The organism is Hymenobacter mellowenesis (assembly GCF_030581005.1).
GTDB classification, from domain to species: domain Bacteria; phylum Bacteroidota; class Bacteroidia; order Cytophagales; family Hymenobacteraceae; genus Hymenobacter; species Hymenobacter mellowenesis.
This window is the reverse complement of record NZ_JAUQSX010000008.1, coordinates 68,786-92,820: the sequence shown is the minus strand read 5'-3', so window position 1 is coordinate 92,820 and position 24,035 is coordinate 68,786. Positions and strand designations below refer to the sequence as shown.

At 64.2% G+C, this 24,035-nt stretch carries 15 protein-coding genes, 1 pseudogene and 1 riboswitch; of the genes and pseudogenes, 4 read left to right on the top strand and 12 right to left on the bottom strand.

The window, feature by feature from the left end; genetic code table 11:
• Positions 1-266: 266 nt before the first annotated feature.
• The 4 genes and pseudogenes from Q5H92_RS15820 to Q5H92_RS15810 all read right to left on the bottom strand — a co-directional run bounded on the left by Q5H92_RS15820 (position 267) and on the right by Q5H92_RS15810 (position 4,658).
• Positions 267-2,174 (bottom strand): hypothetical protein, encoded by a 1,908-nt coding sequence (locus Q5H92_RS15820; RefSeq protein WP_305012516.1) that lies wholly within the window; start codon positions 2,172-2,174, stop codon positions 267-269.
• Positions 2,175-2,186: 12 nt separating this feature from the next.
• Positions 2,187-2,453: pseudogene (locus Q5H92_RS26685) on the bottom strand (NHL repeat-containing protein); the annotation flags it as partial.
• Positions 2,354-2,980, bottom strand: a complete 627-nt coding sequence (locus Q5H92_RS15815) for a hypothetical protein (protein WP_305012515.1) — start codon at positions 2,978-2,980, stop codon at positions 2,354-2,356. The gene Q5H92_RS15815 and the pseudogene Q5H92_RS26685, both read right to left, overlap by 100 nt.
• A gap of 772 nt (positions 2,981-3,752) precedes the next feature.
• Positions 3,753-4,658 carry a S66 peptidase family protein gene (locus Q5H92_RS15810; protein WP_305012514.1) on the bottom strand — a complete coding sequence of 302 codons (906 nt, stop codon included), beginning with the start codon at positions 4,656-4,658 and terminating at the stop codon, positions 3,753-3,755.
• Positions 4,659-4,909: 251 nt separating this feature from the next.
• Here Q5H92_RS15810 and Q5H92_RS15805 point away from each other — a divergent pair, with 251 nt between their 5' ends.
• Both Q5H92_RS15805 and Q5H92_RS15800 read left to right on the top strand, forming a co-directional pair.
• Positions 4,910-7,858, top strand: coding sequence for a DUF8693 domain-containing protein (locus Q5H92_RS15805; RefSeq protein ID WP_305012513.1), 2,949 nt, complete (start codon positions 4,910-4,912; stop codon positions 7,856-7,858).
• A gap of 170 nt (positions 7,859-8,028) precedes the next feature.
• Positions 8,029-9,258, top strand: a complete 1,230-nt coding sequence (locus Q5H92_RS15800) for an alpha/beta hydrolase (RefSeq protein WP_305012512.1) — start codon at positions 8,029-8,031, stop codon at positions 9,256-9,258.
• A gap of 260 nt (positions 9,259-9,518) precedes the next feature.
• Here Q5H92_RS15800 and Q5H92_RS15795 read toward each other — a convergent pair whose 3' ends face one another.
• The 4 genes from Q5H92_RS15795 to Q5H92_RS15780 all read right to left on the bottom strand — a co-directional run bounded on the left by Q5H92_RS15795 (position 9,519) and on the right by Q5H92_RS15780 (position 14,815).
• The gene (locus Q5H92_RS15795) at positions 9,519-10,781 is read right to left on the bottom strand and encodes a homoserine dehydrogenase (protein WP_305012511.1); all 1,263 of its coding nucleotides are present in this window, start codon (positions 10,779-10,781) and stop codon (positions 9,519-9,521) included.
• Between the two features lie 211 nt (positions 10,782-10,992).
• Positions 10,993-12,021: a homoserine O-acetyltransferase family protein gene (locus Q5H92_RS15790; protein ID WP_305012510.1), complete on the bottom strand. Its 1,029-nt coding sequence runs from the start codon at positions 12,019-12,021 to the stop codon at positions 10,993-10,995.
• A 298-nt stretch (positions 12,022-12,319) separates the two neighbouring features.
• Positions 12,320-13,699 carry an O-acetylhomoserine aminocarboxypropyltransferase/cysteine synthase family protein gene (locus tag Q5H92_RS15785; RefSeq protein ID WP_305012509.1) on the bottom strand — a complete coding sequence of 460 codons (1,380 nt, stop codon included), beginning with the start codon at positions 13,697-13,699 and terminating at the stop codon, positions 12,320-12,322.
• Positions 13,700-14,087: 388 nt separating this feature from the next.
• Positions 14,088-14,203: riboswitch (SAM riboswitch) on the bottom strand.
• A gap of 321 nt (positions 14,204-14,524) precedes the next feature.
• Positions 14,525-14,815, bottom strand: a complete 291-nt coding sequence (locus Q5H92_RS15780) for a LysM peptidoglycan-binding domain-containing protein (protein ID WP_305012508.1) — start codon at positions 14,813-14,815, stop codon at positions 14,525-14,527.
• A gap of 180 nt (positions 14,816-14,995) precedes the next feature.
• On the opposite strand from Q5H92_RS15780, the gene Q5H92_RS15775 reads away from it, so the two are divergent.
• Entirely contained in the window at positions 14,996-15,418 is a 423-nt protein-coding gene (locus tag Q5H92_RS15775) for a hypothetical protein (protein WP_305012507.1), read from the top strand.
• Positions 15,419-15,573: 155 nt separating this feature from the next.
• On the opposite strand, the gene Q5H92_RS15770 is transcribed toward Q5H92_RS15775, so the two are convergent.
• Positions 15,574-16,653, bottom strand: a complete 1,080-nt coding sequence (locus Q5H92_RS15770; protein ID WP_305012506.1) for a lysylphosphatidylglycerol synthase transmembrane domain-containing protein — start codon at positions 16,651-16,653, stop codon at positions 15,574-15,576.
• A gap of 198 nt (positions 16,654-16,851) precedes the next feature.
• Complete coding sequence (locus Q5H92_RS15765) at positions 16,852-19,737, bottom strand: TonB-dependent receptor domain-containing protein (RefSeq protein ID WP_305012505.1); 2,886 nt, start codon at positions 19,735-19,737, stop codon at positions 16,852-16,854.
• A 497-nt stretch (positions 19,738-20,234) separates the two neighbouring features.
• Here Q5H92_RS15765 and dxs point away from each other — a divergent pair, with 497 nt between their 5' ends.
• A complete protein-coding gene (gene dxs / locus Q5H92_RS15760; RefSeq protein ID WP_305012504.1) occupies positions 20,235-22,181 on the top strand; it encodes a 1-deoxy-D-xylulose-5-phosphate synthase in 1,947 nt (648 codons plus the stop codon).
• A 62-nt stretch (positions 22,182-22,243) separates the two neighbouring features.
• Here the strand turns inward: dxs and Q5H92_RS15755 are convergent, their stop codons facing one another.
• Both Q5H92_RS15755 and Q5H92_RS15750 read right to left on the bottom strand, forming a co-directional pair.
• Complete coding sequence (locus Q5H92_RS15755; RefSeq protein ID WP_305012503.1) at positions 22,244-22,810, bottom strand: hypothetical protein; 567 nt, start codon at positions 22,808-22,810, stop codon at positions 22,244-22,246.
• A 3-nt stretch (positions 22,811-22,813) separates the two neighbouring features.
• The gene (locus Q5H92_RS15750) at positions 22,814-24,004 is read right to left on the bottom strand and encodes an AAA family ATPase (protein ID WP_305012502.1); all 1,191 of its coding nucleotides are present in this window, start codon (positions 24,002-24,004) and stop codon (positions 22,814-22,816) included.
• Positions 24,005-24,035 lie beyond the last annotated feature (31 nt).

The window sequence follows — 24,035 nt, the reverse complement described above, 5'->3', positions numbered from 1 at the left end:
TGGTAAGAAACACACCAGGGCCGCAATGGCCGCTAAAGACACCTGCCGGGCCACGCCCTTTCTTTTGGCGCCCAAGCAGCCGGCAAAGTTGCCGCCGCTCTTCCCCGGCGCGTCCAGGAATGTCGCGAGTGGTAGCTCTGGTGCCCTGAGTAACCAAAATATGTCCCCGAACGGGACACCCGCCCCGGTTCTGCCCGCCCCCAAGCGACAGACCGCCGCCGCCCCGACGGGACGGCGGCGGCCGACACCTACATAATAAGGAATGCCTATTCCACCGTCAGCTTCACCGCTTTGCCACCGGCGCGCACCACGTACACGCCCGCCGGAGTACCAGCCGGCAGCACCAGCGGCGCCATGCCCGCCGCGTCGGGCGTGGCCGTCGTCACGGTCCGGCCCAGCGCGTCCAGCACCGTCACCGTGCTGCCGGGCGGCGCGCCTGTGAGCGTGGCCGCGCCGCCGGGAACCGGGTTGGGGTACAGCCGCAAGGCCGGGGCCGCCGCCCCCGGCGCCACGACCAGCGTGATGGTCACCACCACGGCGTTGGAGGCGTAGGCGCAGCCGGTGGCCGGGTCGGTGGCAGTGGCCGTGTAGGTACCGGCCGTGCTCACGAGGCGGGCGGGGCCGGCCGTGGTGCCGGGGCCGATGACAAACGTGGCGCCGGGCACGGCCGTGGCCGCGTCGTTGAGGAGGCCGTCGGCGTTGACGCGCACCAGGCCGTCCGGCGCCGCGTAGTTGCCGTTGTACACGACGGCGCCGCCGCCCGCCAGCACCCGGCCGTCGGCTTGCAGGGCCACCGTCTGCACGAGCACCGACCCGGCGCCCCCGTAGTTGAAGCCGGTATCGAGGGTGCCGTTGGCGTTGAGGCGCAGCACGGCATCGGGCGCTGCCGCGTCGCCGTTGTAAGACGCGAAATTGCCCCCGGCCAGCACCTTGCCGTCGGGCTGTACGGCCAGGGCCAGCAGGTAGCTGTCGGCCCCGGTGCCGCCGGCGTTAAAGCCCGCGTCGAGCGAGCCGTTGGCGTTGAGGCGCAGCACCCGGTCGGGGGCGGCGAGGTCGCCGTTGTAGGCCGAGAAGGTGCCCCCGGCCAGCACCTTGCCGTCGGGCTGCACGGCCAGCGCGTACACCACGCTGTTGGTGCCCGCGCCGCCGCGGTTGAAGTCGGCGTCGAGCGCGCCGTCGGCGGTGAGGCGCAGCACGCAGTTGGGCGCGGCGGGGTCGCCGTTGTAAGTGGCCAAGGTGCCGCCCACCAGCACCTTGCCGTCGGGCTGCACGGCCAGCGCCCACACCACGCCGTCGGCCCCGGTGCCGCCGGGGTTGAAGCCCGTGTCAAGCGAGCCGTCGGTGCCGAGACGCAGCACCCGCCGCGGGGCTGTGCTGCTGCCGTTGAAGGCCGAGAAGGTGCCGCCCACCAGCACCTTGCTGTCGGGCTGCGCGGCCAGCGCGTACACGTAGTCGTTGGCCCCGGCCGCTGCGCCGGGGTTGAAGCCGGCATCGAGGGTGCCGTCGGCGTTGAGGCGCAGCACCCGGTCGGGGGCGGCGGCGTTGCCGTTGTAGGCCGTGAAGTTGCCCCCCACGGCCACTTTGCCATCGGGCAGCAGCGCCAGCGCCCGCACAATGCCGTTGGCCCCGCCGCCGCTGGGGTTGAAGCCCGTATCGAGCGCGCCGTCGGGGTGGAGGCGCAGCACGTAGTCGGGGGCCGCCGCGTTGCCGTTGTAGGCGGTAAAGTCGCCGCCCACCAGCACCTTGCCATCGGGCTGCACGGCCAGCGCATACACGATGCCGTTGAAGCCGCTGCCGCCCGCGTTGAAGGCCAGCCGCGTGGCCGTGGCCGTGAGCGTGGCGCTGCCCCCGGCGGGCAGGGCCAGCGGTCCGGCCGGGGCCAGCGCCACGCTCACGGCCGACGGGGCGCTCACGCGGACCAGGGTGCTGTAGCTGCCCCCGCCGGGCACGCTGGCCGTGGCCACGTAGTCGCCCGGCTGGCTTACCGCGATGCTGGCGCCGGTAGCGCCGGTGCTCCAGGTATAGGTCAGGCCCGTCGGCGGCGTGGCGGCGTTGTTAAGGGCGCCGTCGGCGGTGAGGCGCAGCAGGCGAGCGGGGGCCGCGGCGCCGTTGTAGCTAGCGAAGTCGCCCCCCACCAGCACCCGGCCGTCGGGCTGTAGGGCCAGCGCCCGCACCGGGCCGTCGGTCCCGGCGCCGCCGGGGTTAAAACCGCTGTCACGCGAGCCGTCGGCGTTGAGACGCAGCAGGCGGGCGGGGCCCCGGGCCGGGCCACCAAAGATAGCTACCCCCGGGCGGCCCCTGCCGGGCCGGGGCCGCTTGGGCCGGCCGTTTCCGGGCCCGGCCGCGCCCCGGCCTACTGCGCAATGCGGCTCAGCACGTCGGTGAAGGGCTGCTGGTCGGTGTCGCCGCCCACGGCGGCTACTTTGCAGTACAGCTTGTCGCCGGACTTGCACTGCGTCAGGAGGGTATCGCCGTCGCGCACCACCACCACCACCACGTGCCACTCAATTTCGGCCTCGGTAGGGTCGAGGGTGCAGAGATATTTCAGGGCCACGGCGTGGGGCGGGCGCTTGGCCTTAGCGCAGAGCATGCCGGGCGTGGGGCCGTCCACGAGTTGGAAGCGGAGCGGGGCCTCCAGGGTGGTGTGGCGCTCGCGCTCCTTGCTCAGGTTGAGGCCGGTAGAGAGCAGGGCGGCCTCGTCGTCGGGGTACAGCAGGTTGACCATCTGGGCCAGGGCGCTCAGGGCCTGGTTCAAGGCGGTGCGCAGCTGGTTCAGTTCGGCGGTTTGGGTGGGAGCGGGGTGCAGAATGCTAGCCGCCGCCAGGTAGGGGGTGAGGACGGCCGTCAGCGCGTCGGTCTGGGGCTTGGCCTTGGGGTAGCGCGTGTTGCCTACGGTGTTGGTGAGGTAGTTCTGGGCCAGCGGCCCGATTTCCATCTTGGGGACATTGTCAAAATTGGTGAGTAATTTTCGGGAGCTCACAAGAAGAATGGTGTAGACGAAAAACCAGGAAACAGTTGGCCCGCAGGCCGCGAGGCACCCGGTTTCTTCGCCACCACACGCCCGCCGCCGCCCGGCCCTGGCCCGCCCGAGGCGGCCCACGCGGTAGCCGCCGCGTAGCTGGCGCCTTCCGATGTTTAGGCAGCCGCTTCCTAAAAGTCGGAAGGCGTGTCCTAAACGTCGGCCGCTGCTTCCTGAACGTAGGCAGGGCTCACCTAAACCGAGGGCGGACCTACCTAAACGTAGGCAGGGCTCACCCACACGTAGGACGGCCCTGCCTACCCGCAGGAAGACGCGGCCAATGCTTCGGCCGTGCCAGCCGAAACCTGGAAAACCCCGGACAAGGAACGGGAGGGGCTGCCGCTGGCCGCGCCCGCCCGGGCCGGGCACCTGCCTAACCAGGGCTTCGACTTCATCACAACGGAGCGGGGTAAACAACACAGCGCGGGTAGAGCAAGGCAGGACAATCGGCCAGCTGTGGGCCTCTGCACTAGGTCGTTGGCCGGGCTCGCCGGAGCCGTAAACCGAATTTAGTCGAGCTTCAGTAATCCGCAAACGATTAGGGACGTTTTTTGGGCGGGGCGGGTAGGCGCCACGCTTGCCGGCTTCCGCTTTCTGACGGCGCGAGTGGGCGCCTCACCCCGGCCCCCTTTCCGAAGAGGAGAGAGAGCCAGCCAATTTCGTGGGTGCAAGGCCAATGCCTCTTCTCCTTTTCGGAGAGCGGGTCAGGGGGTGAGGCCCGCGGCCCCGCCGCCTACGCCGTCAGCGCGCCCCCTGCCTCGTCCACCGTCAGCGTCACCACCTGCCCCACGGTCAGGGCCAAATTATCCGCCTCGTGGCCCACCGGGAAGCCGTAGGCCACCGGGAAGTCGTACTGCTGCGCGTAGCGGTCGATGATTTCCCAGGCTGTGGTGCCGAAGGGAATGGCGTTGTCGCGCATCTGCGAGAAGTGGCCCACCACCAGGCCAGCGAGGCCCGCCAGCTGCCCGCTGCGGTCGAGGTGCAGCATCATCCGGTCAACGTGGTAGAGGTACTCGTCCAGGTCTTCCAGAAACAGGATGCGGCCCGCGAAGCCCGCCTGCGAGGCCGTGCCGGTCACCGTCTGGAGCAAGCTCAGGTTGCCGCCCACCAGCGCGCCGGTGGCAGTACCCGGCCGGTTGAGGGCGTGGGGCGGGGCCGCGATGGGCTGAAACGCTTCGCCAAACAAGGCCCGGCGCAGGGTTTCGAGGGCCAACTCGCCGCCGGCCTGGTGGAACAGCACCGGCATCACGCCGTGGATGCTGGCGTAGCCCAGCGCCAGCAGGTGGGCGTTGAGCACAGTGATGTCGGAGAAGCCGGCCACCCACTTGGGCGCGGCCCGGAAGCCAGCAAAGTCGAGCCCGTCCACGATGCGGGCCGTGCCGTAGCCGCCCCGGGCGCAAAGGATGGCGCGGATGCTGGGGTCGTCGAGCTGGCGCTGGAAGTCGGCACGGCGCAGCTCGTCGGGGCCGGCAAACTGGTGGTAGTCGCCGGCAATGCTCTCACCCAGTACCACTTCCAGCCCCCAGCTTTTGAGGGTGGCGATGGCGGGCGCCAGCTCGGCGGCCGGGATTTTGCGGGCGGGGCTCACGATGGCTACGCGCTGGCCGGGCTGAAGGGCGGGGGGGAAGTGGATGGACATGGGCAAGGACGGTTTGAGCGGTAGGGGCGGGGCCTGCCCCCGCCCGTCGTTGAACGTCAGCGTAAAAGCGGCGCGAGCGCCTGGGCGGGGGCAGGCCCCGCCCCTATATTGTTCGGGCAAAGCGGCTGCAAATAACGGGAGTCGTACCTTCGGAACGATGACCCCGCCGCCAGCCCAACCCTGCGGCCCGGTTCTACGTCAGCCCATAGCCCATTGGCAACCTTTCTTTCTTCCTTTCAACCCGCTTGTCTATGAAAGACTCTGTACTGTACTACTTACTACTGGTGCTTGGCTTGGCGGCCGCCGCCCCGGCCGCCGCCCAAACCAACCCCATCGACACCACTGCCTTTCGCTACTACCGGCCCATCTTCCCAAACGTGACCGTGACGTCGGGCGTGGTGTACGGCTCGGCCGTGACGGCCTTCGGCACCACCCAGACGCTGCTGATGGACATCTATCAGCCCACCGGCGACGTGGCCCCCGAGCGGCCGGTCATCATCTTCGCCCACGAAGGCGGCTTCGTGCGGGGCACGCGCACCGATGCGTACATGACGGACGTGTGCACGCGCTTCGCCCGGCTGGGCTACGTCACGGCCAGCATCGACTACCGCCTGCTGTTCACCACCTTCGACACTACGGCCGTGAGCAAGGCCGCTATTCGGGGTATGCAGGACATGCGGGCGGCCGTGCGCTTCTTCCGTCGCGACGCCGCCACCACCAACACCTACCGCGCCAGCCCCAACCGCATTGCGGTGGGCGGCGCTTCGGCCGGCGGATTCATGGCGTTGCAGGTGGGCTACCTCGACAAAGCCAGCGAAGTAACCGCCGACGTGGGCCTGAGCGCCCTGGGCGGCATCGAGGGCAACAGCGGCAACCCCAACTACCCCAGCACCGTGCTGGCCGTGCTCAATCTGAGCGGCGCCACCAACCCGCCTAGCATCATCGAGGCCGGCAATGTGCCCCTCTACAGCGCCCACGGCACTTCCGACAACGTGGTGCCCTACCTCAAAGGCCGGGTGGGCGCCGGCCTGCCGCCCAAGTACGTGTTCGGCAGCGGCCTGCTGAACCCCTACGCCAGCAGCGTGGGGGTGCCCAACGTGCTGCGCCGCTTCAGCAAGGCGCCCCACATTCCGCAGTACCCCACCAGCGGCAGCACCAATCCGGCCGCCTACGCCGACACCACGTTCCGCGACATCCGCGACTTCCTGCGCCCGCTGCTGGTGCCGGTGGTGGCCCTGCCCAGCCTGGTCATCAATATGAATACGACCGTGGCCGCAGGCAACTACCAGGACATTACCGTCAACAGCGGCACGGCCACTCTTGGCGGCAACGTGACGGTGTATGGCACGCTCGTGGTGAAAAACCTGACGGGCCAAACGGCCGGCGCGCTCAATACCAACTGCTTCGTGGTGGACGGCCCGGGCAGCTTTGATTTGCAATCCGGCGCCGCCCTGCGCATTTGCGACGCGGCGGGCATCAGCGCGAGCGGCGCCACGGGGGCCATTCAGAACACGGGCACTCGCACGTTTAGCACCGACGCCGTGTATGTGTACGATGGCACCACGAACCAGACCATTGGCACGGGCCTGCCCGCCACGGTGCGCGAGCTGGAGGTGGCCCTGACCGGCGGCCGCTCCCTGACGCACAACCGCACGCTGAGCATCCGGCAACGGCTGGTTCTCACCAACGGCTCGTTCTTCCCCTCGGGCCTGACGTTGCTTTCCGATGCCAGCGGCACGGCCCTGGTTACGCCCGGCACTGGCACGGTGCAGTTGCCGCTCACCATCCAACGCTACCTCGACCCCAGTGCGAACCCCGGCCCGGGCTACCGCCACCTCACCATTCCGCTGCTGAACACCACCGTCAACAGCTTCGCCACGGCCAGCTTCACGCCCACGCTCAACTTCGCCTACAACACCAGCGCCCGGCCCGACCTGGTGACGCCCTTCCCCACGGTATTTGCCTACGACCAGCAGCGGGCCCTCACCTCGCCGGCCACCAGCTACGCCGAGTTCGACAAGGGCTGGTTCGTGCCGCAGCCGTCCGCCACGGCCGGCGGGCCCAGCAACAACTACACCCTGGGCAAAGGCTTCACGGTGAACGTAGGCGCCGGCCAGACGATGAGCTTTACGGGCGCCCTCTACGGCAACGGCGCCCCCTACAGCACCACCCTGCCCGCTGCCGCCACCCCCACCGCCGGCTGGCACCTGGTGGGCAATCCCTTTGCCTCGGCCCTGAACTGGGACGGCGTGGCCATTCCGGCCGGTATGAGCAGCGCCATGTACATTTTCGTGAGCACCAGCCAGTATGCCGGTAATTACCGCACCTACGTGAACGGCGTAGGTGGCGCGGGCGCCACCATTCCGCTGGGGCAGGGCTTCTTCGTGCGCTCCCTGGCGGCTTCGCCCGTCACGCTCACCTTCCCGCTGGCCGCCCGCATCACCGACTTCGCCGCCGCCAATGCGCAAACCGTGCAGCGCAGCACCGCCGACGCCCGGCCGCAGCTGCGCCTCACGCTGGCTGCCGCCGCCACCCCCGCCCAAGCCGATGAAGCCTACCTCTACCAGGAAGCCGGCGCCACCGCCGCCGCTGATGCCGCCTTCGACGCCGTGAAGCTGCCCAACCCCAGCGGCCTGAACCTGGCCACCGTGGCCCAGGGCGAGGCGCTGGCCATCAACGGTCTGCCCGTGGTGGGCGCGCCCGCCACCGTGCCGTTGGCCCTGGGGGTGCCCGCGCCCGGCAGCTACGTCCTCACCGCCGCGCAGCTGGCTAACTACGCCCCCGGCGCCCTCACCCTGACCGATGCCTTGACGGGCACCCGCACGGCCCTGGCCGCCGGCACGCGCTACGCCTTCAGCGTGGCCGGCACCACCGCGCCGGGCCGCTTCGCCCTGGAGCTGAGCGCCGCCGGCGTGCTGGCCACCAGCCCGGCCAAGGCCTTGGCCGCCCAGCTGCAGGTGTTTCCGAACCCGGCGTCGGGCAGCTTCCAGGTGCGGCTGCCGCTGCCGGCCGGTACGGCCGCCCCGGCGGTGGCCGAGCTGACTAACGCGCTGGGCCAGACGGTGCGCCGTCAGCCCCTGTCGGCGGCCGGCCAGTCCCTCACCGGCGAGGTGAACGTGCGCGGCCTGGCCCCGGGCGTGTACCAGCTGCACCTGCGCGTGGCGGGCGTGCCGCTGGTGCGCCGCGTGGTGGTGCAGTAGGTTCGACCGACGTAGGGATAGGGTCGTACCCCGCTTCTACGTTGGTCAGGTCGTGCATTGTCCTAAAGCCCGGTGCCCAGGCAACCAACAGGCCGAATCCGTTGTATCATTGGCATGAAGCTACGGCCCGGGCAGCGGCGGCTTCTTCACTCACCACATCCCTTATGCAGATGAAATCTTTACTCCTGCTGCTGGCTGCCTTCGTGCTGGCCGGCACCCAACTGGCTTCGGCCCAGGCTCGCATCGATACTACCCGCGGGCGGTACTACCAGCCCAGGTTCGCCAACGTGACCACCACGTCGGGCGTCGTGTATGGCGCGGCCGTGAACTCGGCCGGCGCCACCCAGCAGCTGCTGATGGACATTTACCAGCCCACGGGCGACACCGTGAGCCGGCGGCCGGTCATCATTTTTGCCCACCAGGGCGGCTTCATCACGGGTTCCAAAACCGATGTCTACATGATTGACGTGTGCACCCGCTTCGCCAAGCTGGGCTACGTCACGGCCAGCATCGACTACCGGTTGCTGGACTTCGGCACCATCCTCGGGGGTGGGTTCGACACGGTGAACATTGCTAAGTCGGCCATTCGGGGCATGCAGGATTTGCGCGCCGCCGTGCGCTTCTTCCGCAAAGACGCCGCCACCACCAAAACCTACAAGGTGAACCCCGCCTACATTGCCGTGGGCGGCTCGTCGGCCGGCGCTTTCGCGGCGCTGGAAGTGGGCTACCTCGACAAAGCCAGCGAAGTGCCCGCCTACGTGGGCCTGGCCACCCTGGGCGGCATCGAGGGCGTGAGCGGCAACCCCGGCTACAGCAGCGCCCCCCTGGCCGTGCTCAACCTGAGCGGCGCCACCGAAAACCCCAGCCTTATTGAGGCCGGCAACGCCCCGCTGCTCAGCGTGCACGGCACCGCCGACGCCACCGTGCCTTACCTGCAAGGGCGGGTGGGCAGCAGCTTGCCGCCCAAGTACGTCTACGGCAGCGGCCGCCTGAACCCGCGCGCCACGCAAGTGGGCATCACCAATACGTTGGTGCGCCTCTCGCGCGCCGGCCACATTCCTTTCGAAAGCAGCTCGCTCTACGCCGACACCACCTTCCGCGCCATTCGCGACTTCCTGCGCCCCTTGCTAGCCCGGGCCGGCACCACCCTCGCCACCGCCAAAGCCGCTGCTCCGGCCCTGCCCGCCTACCCCAACCCCGCTACCGAAGCCGTGCGCCTGCAGCTACCCGCCTCCTGGCGCCTGCCCCTCGACGCCCAGATGCTCGACGCCACCGGCCGCGTGGTGCAAACCCTGCACCCCGCCACGCCGGAGCTCACGGTGCCGCGCGGCTCGCTGGCGCCCGGCGTTTACCTGCTCAGGTTCGCCGGTCAGCCGCCCGTCCGCATCGAGTTTAAGTAACGCCCAAATGCCTTAAACAAGAAAGGGGCGCCGCTCAGCTGAGCGGCGCCCCTTTCTATTGCCTACGCTTCCAATCCGGCCGCTCCCGCTGCAACGGGGCAATTGGCTTGTAGGTAAGCACCCTTCCAGCCACTCAGCAGCCGCAGCCCAACAACAGTTGCGGCCATGGCGCTGCCGCCGCAGTGCGGCCGGCGAATGACGACTGCTTTTGCGGCCACCAACTGGTTGCTGCTACGCTACGGCTTAGTCGCTGGGCCTGCTTAGGCCAGCGCCGCCACTGCCTCATTCGTCTGGAAGGTCGCCGTTGCCGCTACCGGCCGTACTTCGCCCTGCCGCGCCACAAACACGCCAAGGCTGCGCAGCTCCTTGCGCCAGGCCCACAGCTGCTGCACCGGCACCGCACCGGTGGCAAAGCTGCCGTGGACGTCGGTTTGCACGGCCTCGGCGGGCAGCTCCAGCCACGTCAGCACCTCGCGCAGCACCCCGGCATCGGGGTGGCGCACGTAGGCGTCAATTTCCAGGCCGTGGGTAAGCTGCACGGCGGGCGCGGTGGCCTGCTTGGCGTACTGGTAGCGCAGGCCGCGCCGCAGGGCCAGCACATCGGCCAGCACGGCCGAGCCGGTGGGGTGGCCGCCGGCTCCGCGTCCCTGCAAGAACTGCGGACCGGCAAACGCGGCGTCAATCACCACGCCGTTGAATTCCCGTTCCACCGTGTAGAGCGACGACTCCGGCCCCAGCAGCTGCGGCGTCACCAGAGCCGTGAGGCGGCCGTCGGGCAGGCGGTAGAGGCCGGCCACCACCTTAATCTTCTGGCCCTGCGCCGCCGCGTGGGCAATGTCGGCCGCGCTTACGCCCTCAATGCCCAGGTTTAGTATCTCGTCGGCTTCGAGGAAAACGCCGTAGGCATGGGCCGCCAGAATTACCGCTTTCGAGCGCGGGTCGAAGGCGCCCATGTCCAGCGTCGGGTCGGTTTCGGCGAAGCCCAGCGCCTGGGCTTCAGCCAGTGCCGGGCCATAGTCGGAGCCTTCCTCGCTCATGCGCGTCAGCACGTAGTTGGAGGAGCCGTTGAAAATGCCGCTTACCGCCCGCAGCGGCTCGTGGCTGAAGTACTGGTCCAACGTCCGAACCACCGGAATGCTGCCGCACACGGCTGCCTCATACAGCAGCGTGCCGCCGAACTCGGCCTGCAACTGCACCAGTTCGGGCAAGTGGCGGGCCAGCATGGCCTTGTTGGCTGTGGCCACGCGGCGGCCCCGGCGCAGGGCCGCGCTCACCAGCCGGAAGGCCTCGGCTGCGTCGTCGATGACTTCCACCAGCAGGTCCAGCTCGGGGTCGGCCAGTAGCTCGTCAGCGTGGTAGGTGAAGCGGTGGGCTGGCAGTGAGCGGGCCTTGCCGGGCGTCTTCACGGCGATGCACGTGATGGTCAGGTTCAGGCCGGGCTGCTGCGCCACAATGTCGTAAAATCCCTGTCCCACGCAGCCAAACCCAATCAGGCCGATGCGCAACGGGTTGTTTTCATTCATCACAGTATCATTAAATTTGCCAGGCCCAGTAGCCGTAGTAGCAAGCGCGCGCTTGTACTCGCACGCTTGTATTTGTGCCGTAGCGTTTGCTTTTGTGCCCCAAAGTCAGGCTTTGTACCCGAGCCGGTTGGTTTGTGCCTTATAACATTCGATTCCAGCGTCTGGGGGCATATCGCCGCTTAAGATGCGCTGCTCTAACCAGAGCAGCAGCCTAATGCACGAACGTGGGCGCGTAGAACCGCTCCAAGAAGTGCGTGATGGCCGCCGTTTCCAGCAAAAACCCATCGTGGCCGTAGCGCGAGTCCAACTCAGCATACATCGCCCCGGGAATGTGGGCCGCCAGCTCCCGCTGCTCGCTGAGCGGAAACAGCACGTCGGACGTGATGCCCAGCACCAGCGTGCGCGCCCCAATGCGGCGCAGGGCCGCCGGCACCCCGCCCCGGTTGCGGCCCACGTGGTGCGAATCCATGCTGCGGCTCAGGGCCACGTAGCTGTAGGCATCGAAGCGGGCCACCAGCTTGTCGCCCTGGTAGCGCTGGTAGCGGCTGGCGCGGTGCTCGGGCAACAGCTGGTCGTCGTCGGGGTCGGTTTGGGTTTCGGCGTAGGCGGCGTAGCTGCGGTAGCTGAGCAGGGCCATGGCCCGGGCGGCGCGCAGGCCTTCGTCGCCCCCGCCGGGCTGGCCGGCGGCGTAGGTCGGGTCGGCCTCAATGGCCAGCCGCTGGGCCTCGTTGAAGGCAATGCCCCAGGCCGAATGCCGGGCGTTGGTGGCAATAACGACCAGATGGTCGAACAAATCGGGCCGCTGCACGGCCCATTCCAGCGCCTGCTGTCCGCCTAGAGAACCCCCGATGAGCGTATGGATGTCGGTCAGTTCCAAATCCTGGCGCAGCAGGTCGTGGGCCGTCACCAAGTCCCGGATGGTCAGGAGCGGGAAATGCTGGTAGCGGGGCTGGCAGGTGGCCGGGTCGAGGTCGCGCGGGCTGGTGCTGCCGTAGCACGAGCCCTGCACGTTGGCGCAGATGATGAACCAGTCGGCGGGGTCGTAGTAGCAGCCCGGGCCTACCAGGCCCGGCCACCAGGCCAGCACGTCGGCGTTGGCCGTGAGGGCGTGGCACACCCACACCACGTTGTCGCGGTCCTCGTTCAGCTGGCCCCAGGTTTGGTACGCCACGCGGGCGTCGGCCAGGGTTTCGCCGCTTTCGAGGCGCAGGCTGGGGATGTGAAAAAACTGGTCTGACATGGGTTCTAATAACTAAAAGCAGCGGTAGAATCGGCGCACGGCACGCGCCAATGGTATCTCACCCCCATCTTTCTCCAACTAAAATCAGGAAAGCAGGCGCGCCCGTGGGCCGATTCTACCACTGCCAAATAATAATGCCACCAGCGAGGCTGGCGCCGGCCCACCAGAGGTGGCCCACTGGTGGGGTTTTTTGATTTAGTAGAGAGTAGAAAGTATTGAGTAGTGAGATGAATGGCAGGCCATCGGATGTGTAGTTTCCTGAAATCTCACTATTCAATACTTTCTACTCTCTACTGCCTTACACTTCCAGCGGCTGGGCGTGCTCCAGCTCGGGCTCGGTCACTTCCTCGCCCTCCGTGGGCAGGCTGGCGGTATTGCCCACGGCGTCGAAGGCGGCCTGCAAATCGGCCTTGATGTCCTCAAAATGCTCGATGCCGACGGAGAGGCGCAGCGAGGTGGGCGTGACGCCGGCGGCCAGCTGCTCGGCCTCGCTCAGCTGCTGGTGCGTGGTGGCCGAGGGCTGAATGATGAGCGTCTTGGCGTCGCCCACGTTGGCCAGGTGGCTGATGAGCTTCAGGTTGTCAATGAATTGCGTAGCCGTTTCCTTGCTGCCTTTGATGCGGAAGCTCAGCACGCCGCCGAAGCCGCGCTTGAGGTACTTCTGGGCCAGGCCGTGGTAGGGGCTGCTGGCCAGGCCAGGGTAGTTCACGCTTTCTACCTGTGGGTGCTGCTCCAGCCAGTTGGCGATTTTGAGGGCATTTTCCACGGTGCGCTCCACGCGAAGGCTTAGGGTTTCGAGGCCGATGAGCAGCTGGAACGAGTTGAACGGGCTAATGGCGGGGCCGAAGTCGCGTAGCCCTTCCACCCGCGCCCGAATGATGAAGGCGATGTTGCCAAACGGCCCGCCTTTGCCAAATACGTCGTTGAAAATCAGGCCGTGGTAGCCCTCGCTGGGCTCGGTGAACTGCGGAAACTTGCCGTTGCCGAAGTCATAGGCGCCGCCGTCCACAATTACGCCGCCCACGCTGGTGCCGTGCCCGCCAATCCACTTCGTGGCCGACTCCACCACAATGTGCGCGCCGTGCTCCAGGGGCCGGAACAGGTAGCCGCCCGCGCCAAACGTGTTGTCGACCACCAAGGGCAGGTCGTGCTTGTTGGCAATGGCCGCGATGGCCTCAAAATCCGGAATGCTGAAGCTGGGGTTACCAATGGTTTCGAGGTAAATGGCCTTGGTGTTCTCGTCAATCAGCTCCTCAAACGAAGCCGGGTTGTCGCCATCCGCGAAGCGTACCTCGATGCCCAACCGCTTGAAGGCCACCTTGAACTGGTTGTAGGTGCCGCCGTAGAGGTAGGCCGTGCTCACGAAGTTGTCGCCGGCCTGCAGAATGTTGTTGAGAGCAATGAACTGGGCGGCCTGGCCCGAGCCGGTGGCCAGCGCCGCCACGCCGCCTTCCAGGGCCGCCACGCGCTGCTCAAACACGTCGGTGGTGGGGTTCATCAGGCGGGTATAAATGTTGCCGAACTCCTTCAGGGCAAACAGGTTGGCGCCGTGCTCGGCGCTCTTGAACACGTAGCTGGTGGTTTGGTGAATGGGCACGGCGCGCGAACCGGTGGTGGGGTCGGGCTGCTGGCCGGCGTGGAGTTGCAGGGTTTCGAAGTGCAGGGATGGAGCGGACATGATGCAGTTGTATTTGGAGGTTGAAAACCCGTAATGACTGTTTGTTTGAATTCGCCAAAAGCCTTTATTTGAGCGCTTTGTAGCGTAATAATTCCCGGACGAGCCCGTGTTGCAGCGGCGGCCTGAACCCGGCCGCCCGGCCCCGAAAGGGCGCGCAACGGACGCGGCAAGCCGCCAGAAATTTCCAGAAAGGAAGGGAGGGGTGTCTAAGCCGAAATCAGCTTAGCCGCAACACGGGCGCCAACAACACATTCGCATTCGCAGCGAAGGCAACGCCTGGCTCTGGCCGCACGGGGCCAAAACAGAAAAACCCGAAACCGCGGCGCGCAAAGCAGCCGGAACAGTCGGGTTGAAAAAAGCAGATTCAGCAGGGTTTTCCATGGCACTCGAGTCATATGCCCCAATGTGGCCGAAGCCGCAGTGGGTAGGAATTGGCACCTTTCGCGTAGTGGAAGGTTGCCAGCGGGTCAGGGAGCCTAGTCTCTCGCCGCTTCTGTATAAAACTTAAAAACTGCCCGCCGTTAGCAGGGAGTACCGGGTTGGTAGGGCAAATGTACGGGAGAATTTTTGGGATGGGCAAGCGGCGGGGCGAAAAATAATTTCCCTTGTCGGAAATCAAGCCCGTCATGCAGAGCGCAGCGAAGCATCTTTATCGCGGAAGTAATCCAGTCGACAGAAGTTGATATTGAGGTAAAAATGCTCCGCTGCGCTCTGCATGACGGGCTTTCTTGGTGTTCTACTGTCAACCAAAACCACCCCGCCAGACGCAAAAAAGCCACCCTGAAACAGAGTGGCTTTTCTCACCTTTTTTCTGCAAAAAAGTACCTAGAGACTAGGTATCGTCAACACCTGGCCCACTTCGATGTGGTCAGGGTTTTCGCCGATTGTGGCCTTGTTGGCCTCATATATCTGATGCCACTTGGCGGCGTCGCCGTAGTGGTTTTTAGCAATTTTAGACAGTGAGTCACCGCTCACCACGGTATACGAGTCGCCGGTAGCGGCTGGTTTGGCGTCGGCGGCATTTCCGAAAAAATCAGTGCCGCCAGCAGCCGGTTTTGCGGCGGGCTCTGCGGGTTTTTGCTCGCCTTTGTCGCTGAGAAAATCAAAGAGTCCCATGGATTAGTTCAGTTAGATGAAGAAAAAAAGAAGAGTAGCTGACCCGCGAGCCAGCTAACAGGGCCCATATACGGGCAAGCTCAAGCCAGGTTTCGTGGTAAACTCTTTTACCTGTGTACCGTAAGCCGACGAGTTTGCAACCGCAGACATTCTCATTCTTTCACCATACTTCTTGTGCTCATGAAACCTCAGTCTCTGTTTTCGCTCCGTTATGTTGCCAGCCTGCTGCTGCTTGTATCCTTATTTGTTACCGCCTGCGGCAGCGACAAAGGAAAGGTAGAAGGCGTGAATATGCTATACGGCACCGATAGCAAGGTGTGGAAAACCGCCAAAGAAACCGATGCCACTGGCGACAAAGTTAAGCAAACCGATGCGCAAAAAGACCAGGAGCTTCATGTTTTTGCCAACGGCAACTACACCATGACGGATGGGGCCGCCGGCGCCGTTTCGGGCAAATATACCTTCGACCAAGCCGCCAAAACCATCACCTTCACGCCCGAAGGCAGCGCTACTTCCAACCAGTTTGCGGTGGAAACCCTGACCGACGACAAGCTCACGCTGAAGTCGGCCGCCGGCGCCACGCTGATGCTGGAGAAGGAATAAATTCAGCAATTATCAGACACGCAAAAAGCCCCGAACCAATGCGGTTCGGGGCTTTTTTCATGTAGCGCGGACTTTGTAGTCCGCGTCCACAGCGGAAACCCGAACGACACTTAAGCTACTTTAGCGGCGCGGGGACGCGGACTACAAAGTCCGCGCTACTGCGCTGCCGGGCGCTTGCCAAACACGCGCGTCACCCAGCGCGGCAGGAATATGAGGCCCAGTACTAAGTAGAGATAATAGGTGACGATGCGGTAGAGAAACACCAGGAAGCTCGTCATGGTGGCCGTGCCGATGAACTTGCCGAAGAACGTAGGGAACGCGCCCTCGGCAATGCCCGCGCCGCCCGGCGTGATGGCCACCAGCAGGATGACCTTGTAGGTGATATTGCGGGCGAAAATGAACAGGAACGTGCCCGTATCCATGGGCACGAAGGCGGCGATGAGGCAGCCAATAATGGCGTAGCGGGCCGTCCAGACGAAGGCCGTGCTGATGCTGGCCCGCAGCCAGTAGGCCGCACCGGCGCCGCGCAGCTGCCCCGAGGCGCGCACCATTTCCTGGCCGTGGCGGTAGGCCGTGCGCCGCCAGCGCCGCAGCAGCCGGAAAGAAAACAGCCGCACCAGCAGCCGCCGCACCGACTTCGGATTGACGAAAATGGCGTACAGCATCAGCCCCGCGTAGAGCGTCACGAACAGGTAGCTCACCCCAAACGCCACCCGTAGCGTAGCCACGAAACCGGTCTGCATCGCCTCGTGGGGGTAGAGGCCAGCGCCCGCAATACCTACCACCAGCGGCACCATCACCACGTAGTAGAGGTTGTCGAGCAGGGCCGTGACCATGATGTAGGCCAAGCCTTTGCCCAGCGGGATGCCTTCTTTTTCAAGAATAAACGGGGCCGCGCCCGTGCCGCCCTGCCCCGAAGGCAGCACGCAGGAGGCAAATTCCCAAATCATAATCACATCCAGCGCCTGCCGGTAGCTGAGCTCGGTTTCGGCGATGTGGCGGATGCGGTAGATGTAGCCCAGGTCGCGGGCGGCCAGCACCAGCACGGCCACGGCCAGCCAGCGCCAGTCGGCATTGGCCAGGGGGGCCAGCTCGCCGGGCTTGTAGCTGCGCCAGAACAGGTAGCCCACCACCAGCAGCCCCAGCGCTACCGGCAGAATGAGGCGCGAGGGCCGCAGGCGCTGCAGGAAGTGTGCATCGTTTTCAGGAAGAGCGTCGGGGAGCTTGTCGGTCATCAGAGGGCGGTGCGCCCGACAAAAGTAGGGCGCGACCGGGCAGCAGGTCGATTAAAGAACGATTAATAAAAAACGTCATGCTGAGCGCAGTCGAAGCATCTATATCGCGCGACTAATCATTTTTAGTGTTGCGGTAGAGATGCTTCGGCTGCGCTCAGCATGACGTTCTATTTATCGGCTGAGAGGCCGGGGCGGCCGCTAGGGCCGGCCGCCGGGGCTGCCGGCGGGCACGGTGCCGTTGGGCGTGCTGGTGCCGGGCGAGGGCGCATTGGCCGGCGCGTTGACGGGGTTGACCGGAGCAGTTGGCAAGGCCGGGCGCCGCTGTTGGGTCGAGTCGGCGGGCTGCGCCGTGGGAACAGGCGTGCTTGGCATGGTGGCCGGCAGCATGCCTGGTTGGGTTTTGGTCGAGTCCGTGGTGGTGCTGTCGGCAGGCGCCAGGCGCTGGCCAGGGGCCATGCCACCCGGGTAGCCGCCGGGGCGGGCACCGGCCGGGGCGCCGGTAGCACCGGGCGCGGCACCGGCACCGGCAGGACGCTGGCCACCAGCCGGACGCCCGCCACCGCCGGCAGGAGCCCCACCGCCACCGCCGCCACCCGTGCCACCGGCATCCATGCCGCCGCCGCCGCCATCGCCGCCGTCTTTCAGGTCATCATTGTTGATGCTCTTGCCGCGGCGCGTGGGGGCGCCGGCTGTGAGCTTGCCGATGCGGTAGCTGAAGTTGACGCGGAAGCCCAGAATGTGCGAGGTGTTGGCGCTGGCCTGGTCGATGAGCGGCGACACCACCGTGTTGCGCACCGTGATGGTGGGCGTGAACACGTTGTCGACCCCAAAGCCGATGCTGCCGCGCTTCTCGGCAAAGTCGCGCTTCACGCCCACCGTGTAGAAGCCCTGGCCCGATTGGTCGCCCTGCAGCTGCACCTGGCGGCCGCGGAAACCGCCGAAAGCCTGGATGCCCCACACCGGCGTGAAATTGTAGGAGCCACCCACCCGGCCGCCAATAACAAAGCCTTCGTTAGAAGCCGCGAAGTTGCGGTCGGGCACGTTGTTGGTGAGGGTGGTGTAGTAGAAGTCGGCGCCGCCGTTCAAGGTCAGTTTGCCGCTGTTGATGTTGGCGAACACGCTGCCGCCGTAAGCATTCTGCTGCCCAATGTTGGCGTAGGTGGTCGACACCGTATCGGCGCCGCGCACCGAGCGCAGGGCCTCAATGGAGCCGGTGGTGTTGCGCACAAACGTGCTGAAATTCAGGTTCAGGCGTTTGTAGAAGGTGCTGTAGCCCAGCTCGTAGTTATTGGTGTATTCGGGGGCGAGGTAGGGGTTGCCCTGGCTCACGTTCTTGGGGTTCTGCGCGTTCACGTTCGGGTTCAGGAACTGCAGCGAAGGGCGCTGAATGCGGCGGTTGTAGGCCAGCTTGAGCACGTTGCCATTCGATAGCTTGCGCGAGAGGTTCACGCTGGGCACCAGCACGCCATAGTTGGGGATGTCGGCCGCTTCGGAGCGGGCAAAATTGGCCTGAATGGTGGTGTACTCGTAGCGCACACCAGGCTTCAGCGTGAAGCCCTTGGGCAGGCCGATAGTGTAGGCGGCGTACCCCGCCGTCACGTTCTGGCGGTAGGTAAACACGTTGTTGGACGCCAGCAGACCCACCGAGGGCAGCACCTCGCCGCCGGCCCCGTAGGAAGTGGTGGAGTAATCCGAGTTCACGCGGCGCAGAATGTTCTTGGCGCCCATCTCCAGAATCTGAGTTTTGCTGACAGGATTCTGGTAATCAAACTGAATGGTGTACTCTTCGTTGTAGCTGGGGTTCTCGTTCTCGATGCGCGCCGGCCCCGGCTGCGTCGATTGCAAAATGCTGTTGGTGAAATTGTTGGTGCGGTCGTTGCGACTAAACAGGGTAAGAATGCTGAACTCGTGCTGCGGCTTCTCGAAGCTGTGCGTGTAGGTCAGGCTGGCGTCCACGGTGCCCGAATTGTCTTTCGAGTATGTGTCGCGCAGGTCGGTGCCGATGGGCGTGCCGCTGGCAAACGCCCCGGCGTAGGTGGTGCGCAGCAGGCGGTCCTGGTAGTTGCTGCCGCTGCGCGTGCCGTACGATATGCTGGCCTGCAACGAGTTGAATTTATTAATGTCGTAATCCCAGCCCAACTGGTAGCGCCCAAAGATGCCCTGGTTGCGCGTATCGGCGCTTTGCACCGTGGTGGTGGCCGCGCCGGTAGCCAGGCTGCGCGTCACCTGCGTGTTGGTGAACTCGCCCGGCGTATTGTACTGCGAGCGGCCGAAGCCGCCCAGCGAGAAGCCCATTTTGCCGGTGCGCAGGCTGCCCTGCAGGCCCAGGTTGGTGCTGCGCAGGCCGGCGCTCAGGTTCACGCCCAAGGTGGCGCCGCGCAGGTCGTTGGTTTTCGTGACGATGTTGATGATGCCGCCCGAGCCTTCGGCATCGTACTTGGCCGAGGGCGAGGTGATAACCTCCACCGTCTTAATCTGCTCAGCCGGAATCTGCTTCAAGGCGTCGGCAATGCTGCTGGCCGCAATGGTGGAGGGCTTGTTATTAATAAGTACCCGGATGCTGGAGCTGCCCCGCAGGCTCACATTGCCGTCCAGGTCTACGCTGAGCATGGGCACGCGCTTGAGCACATCGGTGGCGTCGCCGCCGCGGGTGGTCTGGTCGTTTTCGGCGTTGTACACCGTGCGGTCCACGCGCTCCTCAATCAGGGCCTTTTGGCCGGTCACCACCACTTCGTCCAGCTTCTGGGCCGAGGTGGCCAACGCCACCGTGCCTAAGTTTACCACGCCGCCGCTGGGCACCACCACGCCCGTGCGCTCCTGGTTTTTATAACCCAGAAAACTCACTTCCACTGTGTAGGTGCCGGCCGGAATGCCGGCCAGCACAAATTTGCCGTCGTCGCCGCAAACGCCCCCGTTGATGGGGTTGCGGGTGGTGGCGTCCAGCACCGACACCGTGGCATAGGAAACTGGCTTGCCTGTGGCAGCATCGGTCACCGTGCCCGAGACACGGCCGGCAGCAGTGCGCGGCGCGGCCGCCGGCGCGATGGCTGGCCGGCCGCCAGCGCCCGGGGTTTGTTGGGCCAAAGCCGCGTGAGAAGCGCCCAACAGGGCGGTAAGCAGAACGGCCGTAGCCGGTACATTTCGTTTCATACAATGCATAACGGCCAAAGTGCCGTCGAGGTAGCCGGAGGTTGCATCCAGCAGCTTTATTTTTGGGTTTTTGTTATCAGTCGACTGATAGTCGACTGATACGAGAAGAACGTCATGCAGAGCGCAGCGAAGCATCTCGCGTGTAGTCAGTAATTAGTTGAAGCGCGCGAGATGCTTCACTGCGCTCTGCATGACGTTCTTCTGCTCAACGGCCTAATGACAGGGCGGAGTCGATACGCAAAGGTCCGGACGAAGGCCGGGCGCTTCGCCAAAAACTAGATTATCAACGCTCAAATCCCGACCAGGGGCCCGATTCTACCGCTCCCCAACAACCGCACTTCGTTCGGCGTCGTACCTTTGTGCCGGCCCCACAATCTTTTAGCGGGTCAGGCGGTTACAACCCCGTCACTACTCCCACCACGCCTGCCCCGATGATAGTTGAACCCGGCCCGCTGCTCGCGGCGATTGACTCGCCCGACGACCTCAAAAAGCTTGCTCCCGAGCAATTAGTCCAGCTGAGCACTGAGCTGCGCGAGTTTATCATCGATTCGGTGAGCATTTACGGCGGGCACTTCGGCGCCTCGCTGGGCGTGGTCGAGCTGAGCGTGGCCCTGCACTACGTATTCAATACGCCCTACGACCAGCTGGTGTGGGACGTAGGCCACCAAGCCTACGGCCACAAAATCCTGACTGGTCGCCGCGACCGGTTCCCCACCAACCGGCGCTACCACGGCATGTCGGGCTTTCCCAAGCGCAGCGAGAGCGAATATGACGCTTTTGGCGTGGGCCACAGCAGCACCAGCATCGGCGCGGCGCTGGGCATGGCCGTAGCTTCGGATTATAAGGGCGAAAAGGACCGGCAGCACATTGCCGTGATTGGCGACGGCGCCATGACGGCCGGCATGGCCTTCGAGGCCCTCAATCATGCTGGCGTGGCCAATTCCAACCTGCTGGTTATCCTGAACGACAACTGCATGAGCATCGACCCCAACGTGGGCGCGCTCAAGGAATACCTCACCGACATCACCACCTCCCGCACCTACAACAAGGTGCGCGACGAGCTGTGGAACGTGCTGGGTAAGCTCTCCAAATTCGGCCCCAACCCCCAGCAGATTGCCCGCAAAGTGGAGGCCGCCATGAAGGCTACCCTGCTCAAGCAAAGCAACCTATTCGAGGCGCTGAAATTCCGCTACTTCGGCCCCGTGGATGGCCACGACGTGCAGCATCTCGTCACCATTCTCAACGACCTGAAAACCATTCCCGGCCCCAAAATCCTGCACTGTGTGACGGTGAAGGGCAAGGGCTACGCGCTGGCCGAGAAGGACCAGACGCTGTGGCACGCGCCGGGCTTGTTCGACAAAATAACGGGCGAGATTTACAAGAAGACGCCCGAGAAGCCGCAGCCGCCCAAGTACCAGGACGTGTTCGGCCACACGCTGGTGGAGCTGGCCGAGGCCAACGCCAAAATCATGGGCGTGACGCCGGCCATGCCCTCGGGCTCGTCGCTGAACCTGATGATGGAAGCCATGCCCGACCGCGCCTTCGACGTGGGCATTGCCGAGCAGCACGCCGTTACGTTCTCGGCTGGCCTGGCCACGCAGGGGTTGGTGCCGTTCTGTAACATCTACTCCTCGTTTATGCAACGCGGGTACGACCAGGTGGTGCACGACGTGGCTTTGCAGAACCTGCACGTCGTGTTCTGCCTCGACCGCGCCGGCTTTGCGGGCGCCGACGGCCCCACCCACCACGGCTGCTACGACCTGGCCTACATGCGCTGCATCCCCAACATCGTGGTGTCGGCCCCGATGAACGAGCAGGAGCTGCGCAACCTGATGTACACCGCCACCCTGCCCGAAAACGCCGGTCCCTTCAGCATCCGATACCCGCGCGGCGAGGGCGTGATGCCCGCGTGGCGCACGCCGCTGCAGCGCGTGGCCATCGGCACGGGCCGCGTGGTGCGCGAGGGCGAAGAGGGCGGCGTGGCCATCCTCAGCATCGGCCACATCGGCAACTACGCCGTGAAGGCCACCGAAACGCTGGCCGCCGAGGGCCTCGACGCGGGCCACTACGACATGCGCTTCTGCAAGCCGCTGGACGAGGAAATGCTGCGTGACATCGCCCGCCGCTACCGCGCCATCGTGACCGTGGAAGACGGCTGCCTGCCCGGCGGCTTCGGCTCGGCCGTGCTCGAGTTCCTCACCGACCACGGCTTCCACCTGCCCGTGCGCCGCCTCGGCATCCCCGACCGCGTGGTGGAGCATGGCACCCAGGACGAACTCTACAAAGAGTGCGGCTTCGATGCCGCCGGCATCGCCGCCGCCGTGCGCGAGCTGAGCGCCAAAGTAGCCACGGACGCGCTGGTGACGGTGCTGCGGTAGGCTGCGCAACGCAGCTTTAGAAACGAAAGAAGCCTCCGTAGCTAGTGCTGCGGAGGCTTCTTTTATGATAGGTTCAAGGTGTTGCTAACGACCAATCGGGGGCGGATGGGGATGCCCTCAAACCGTTCGCGGAATGAGGCGCTGAGCTTCAAAAAATCGGCTCCGGGATAAGGGGTTTGTTGGGTGCGGCCAACGCAGGCGTAGGCGATAACGAGCGAGCCCGGTGGAATAGCGCCTTGCGCCACAAAGGCTTTGATGCTGGCTTCCAACTGGCGCATGCAGTCGCTGGCGCGGGCATAACGCTCATTGCCCGCCGAGGTAGCACTGGTGTCCGTCATCTTAAATTCAACGAAATAGGCTTGGTCGCCGGTGACAAGGGCACAATCGCAACGGGCCGCGTCACCGGCTTTGAAAAGGCACTTGTCTATCTTGACCAAATGAATCAAACGCCCGGCTTGATTGATTACCTGCAAATCGAATCGGGAACGAACCGGCGGCAGGTAGGGAAAACAAGGCTCCTCGCTGGGACTGGGCGGGTCCTGAATAAAGAATTCGGGATGAGTTAATGCCTCCTGGCAAGCATTGCCGCGCATCAGGTCGCGGAAGGCTTCACGTATGCCTTTTATCATGGCCTAAAACCCGCTGTTGATGTCTAACAACTGGTCGAACTGGTCGGCTTGAATGCCGGAAATCGTGTCCAGCCCATTGCGTGATATCAGCTTGGTTTCGGCATCAACCAGCGAGCGAACGCCGTTTTCTCCTTCCGGGCCATTTACATAATAAGCGGCAAACTCATCGGGATTTATCCAGTATTCTTCGGGAATAATGGCTTTCACTTTGGCCCGCTTTTCCTCGTCTTTATTGCCCACTTGGTAAGCATAAAGCAGCAAGTTCAAGTGGGATAAAATGTAGGGGCTGTGCGTGGTTATCGTCAGGTCGTTTTCGCCCTTGGTGCATTTCTCCACCAGCCAGTTCAGCAGACCCTGCTGAGCGGTGGGGTAGAGGTTCAATTCTGGCTCTTCAATGATAAAACTATAGGGAACGACCTGTTTTGAACGTCTCTTAATAGCATTATTGATGATGAGCATCATCGGTATTATGGACTGTATTCCGCTCGCTCCTTTTTCTAGTTCGATAACTTCATTAGGACCCAATAACTCTACCCGAGGTTGCTTGTCAACCATTCTGTAGCGAAGTTTCAAAAAAGGAACATCAAGCGGAAACATCTGCAAGTTGTTCTGAGCTAGTTTGAACTCATTTAAGAAGCTTAACAGAGCTTTGGGTAATGCAATGCCTGCTAGAGCAAGTCCTGCCAAACCACTATCCAATGCGGAAGCAAAAGCCCGGTCAGCAGGGATATAATAGACAGATAAGGGCCGTCTGTACATGCCAGTCATTGCCCGTCGCTCCTTCTCAGTTGCGTGGCTAAAAATGCTGAACTCATCTACAATACCTCCCCTTGCCGCAATTCGCTCGAACGCATCACTGCCAGCTTTAAAAATTTCTTTATGCTTACTATCATCGTGTTCTAAGCCGTTGATGCCATAAATGACTATGTCTCTATCTGCCTGCCACAATGCGTTACCGTCTGCCTTTCGATAATCAAGAATGAGATATTTATTAAGTAGCTCTTCAAAATCATCTTTTTCGTTTTCTGGATTGTGTTCACTCATCCATCCGTCATCATCCCGAAACACCGCCGCCAGCTTCGCCAGCGTGCTCTTCCCGCCGCCCGTCGGCCCGATGAAAACGGTGACGCGCTTGAAGTCCACCGTGGCGCCTTTGATGGGGCCGAAATTCTTGACAACTAGCTGCTCGTTCATAACATTCTCAACAAAGGGACGGGGCCAAAAG

Coding starts and splice junctions, on each gene's coding strand:
- Q5H92_RS15810 (WP_305012514.1), bottom strand. CDS start 4,658: ATGTCCATCCACTTCCCCCCCGCCCTTCAGCCCGGCCAGCGCGTAGCC.
- Q5H92_RS15805 (WP_305012513.1), top strand. CDS start 4,910: ATGAAAGACTCTGTACTGTACTACTTACTACTGGTGCTTGGCTTGGCG.
- Q5H92_RS15800 (WP_305012512.1), top strand. CDS start 8,029: ATGAAATCTTTACTCCTGCTGCTGGCTGCCTTCGTGCTGGCCGGCACC.
- Q5H92_RS15795 (WP_305012511.1), bottom strand. CDS start 10,781: ATGAATGAAAACAACCCGTTGCGCATCGGCCTGATTGGGTTTGGCTGC.
- Q5H92_RS15790 (WP_305012510.1), bottom strand. CDS start 12,021: ATGTCAGACCAGTTTTTTCACATCCCCAGCCTGCGCCTCGAAAGCGGC.
- Q5H92_RS15785 (WP_305012509.1), bottom strand. CDS start 13,699: ATGTCCGCTCCATCCCTGCACTTCGAAACCCTGCAACTCCACGCCGGC.
- Q5H92_RS15780 (WP_305012508.1), bottom strand. CDS start 14,815: ATGGGACTCTTTGATTTTCTCAGCGACAAAGGCGAGCAAAAACCCGCA.
- Q5H92_RS15775 (WP_305012507.1), top strand. CDS start 14,996: ATGAAACCTCAGTCTCTGTTTTCGCTCCGTTATGTTGCCAGCCTGCTG.
- Q5H92_RS15770 (WP_305012506.1), bottom strand. CDS start 16,653: ATGACCGACAAGCTCCCCGACGCTCTTCCTGAAAACGATGCACACTTC.
- dxs (WP_305012504.1), top strand. CDS start 20,235: ATGATAGTTGAACCCGGCCCGCTGCTCGCGGCGATTGACTCGCCCGAC.
- Q5H92_RS15755 (WP_305012503.1), bottom strand. CDS start 22,810: ATGATAAAAGGCATACGTGAAGCCTTCCGCGACCTGATGCGCGGCAAT.
- Q5H92_RS15750 (WP_305012502.1), bottom strand. CDS start 24,004: ATGAACGAGCAGCTAGTTGTCAAGAATTTCGGCCCCATCAAAGGCGCC.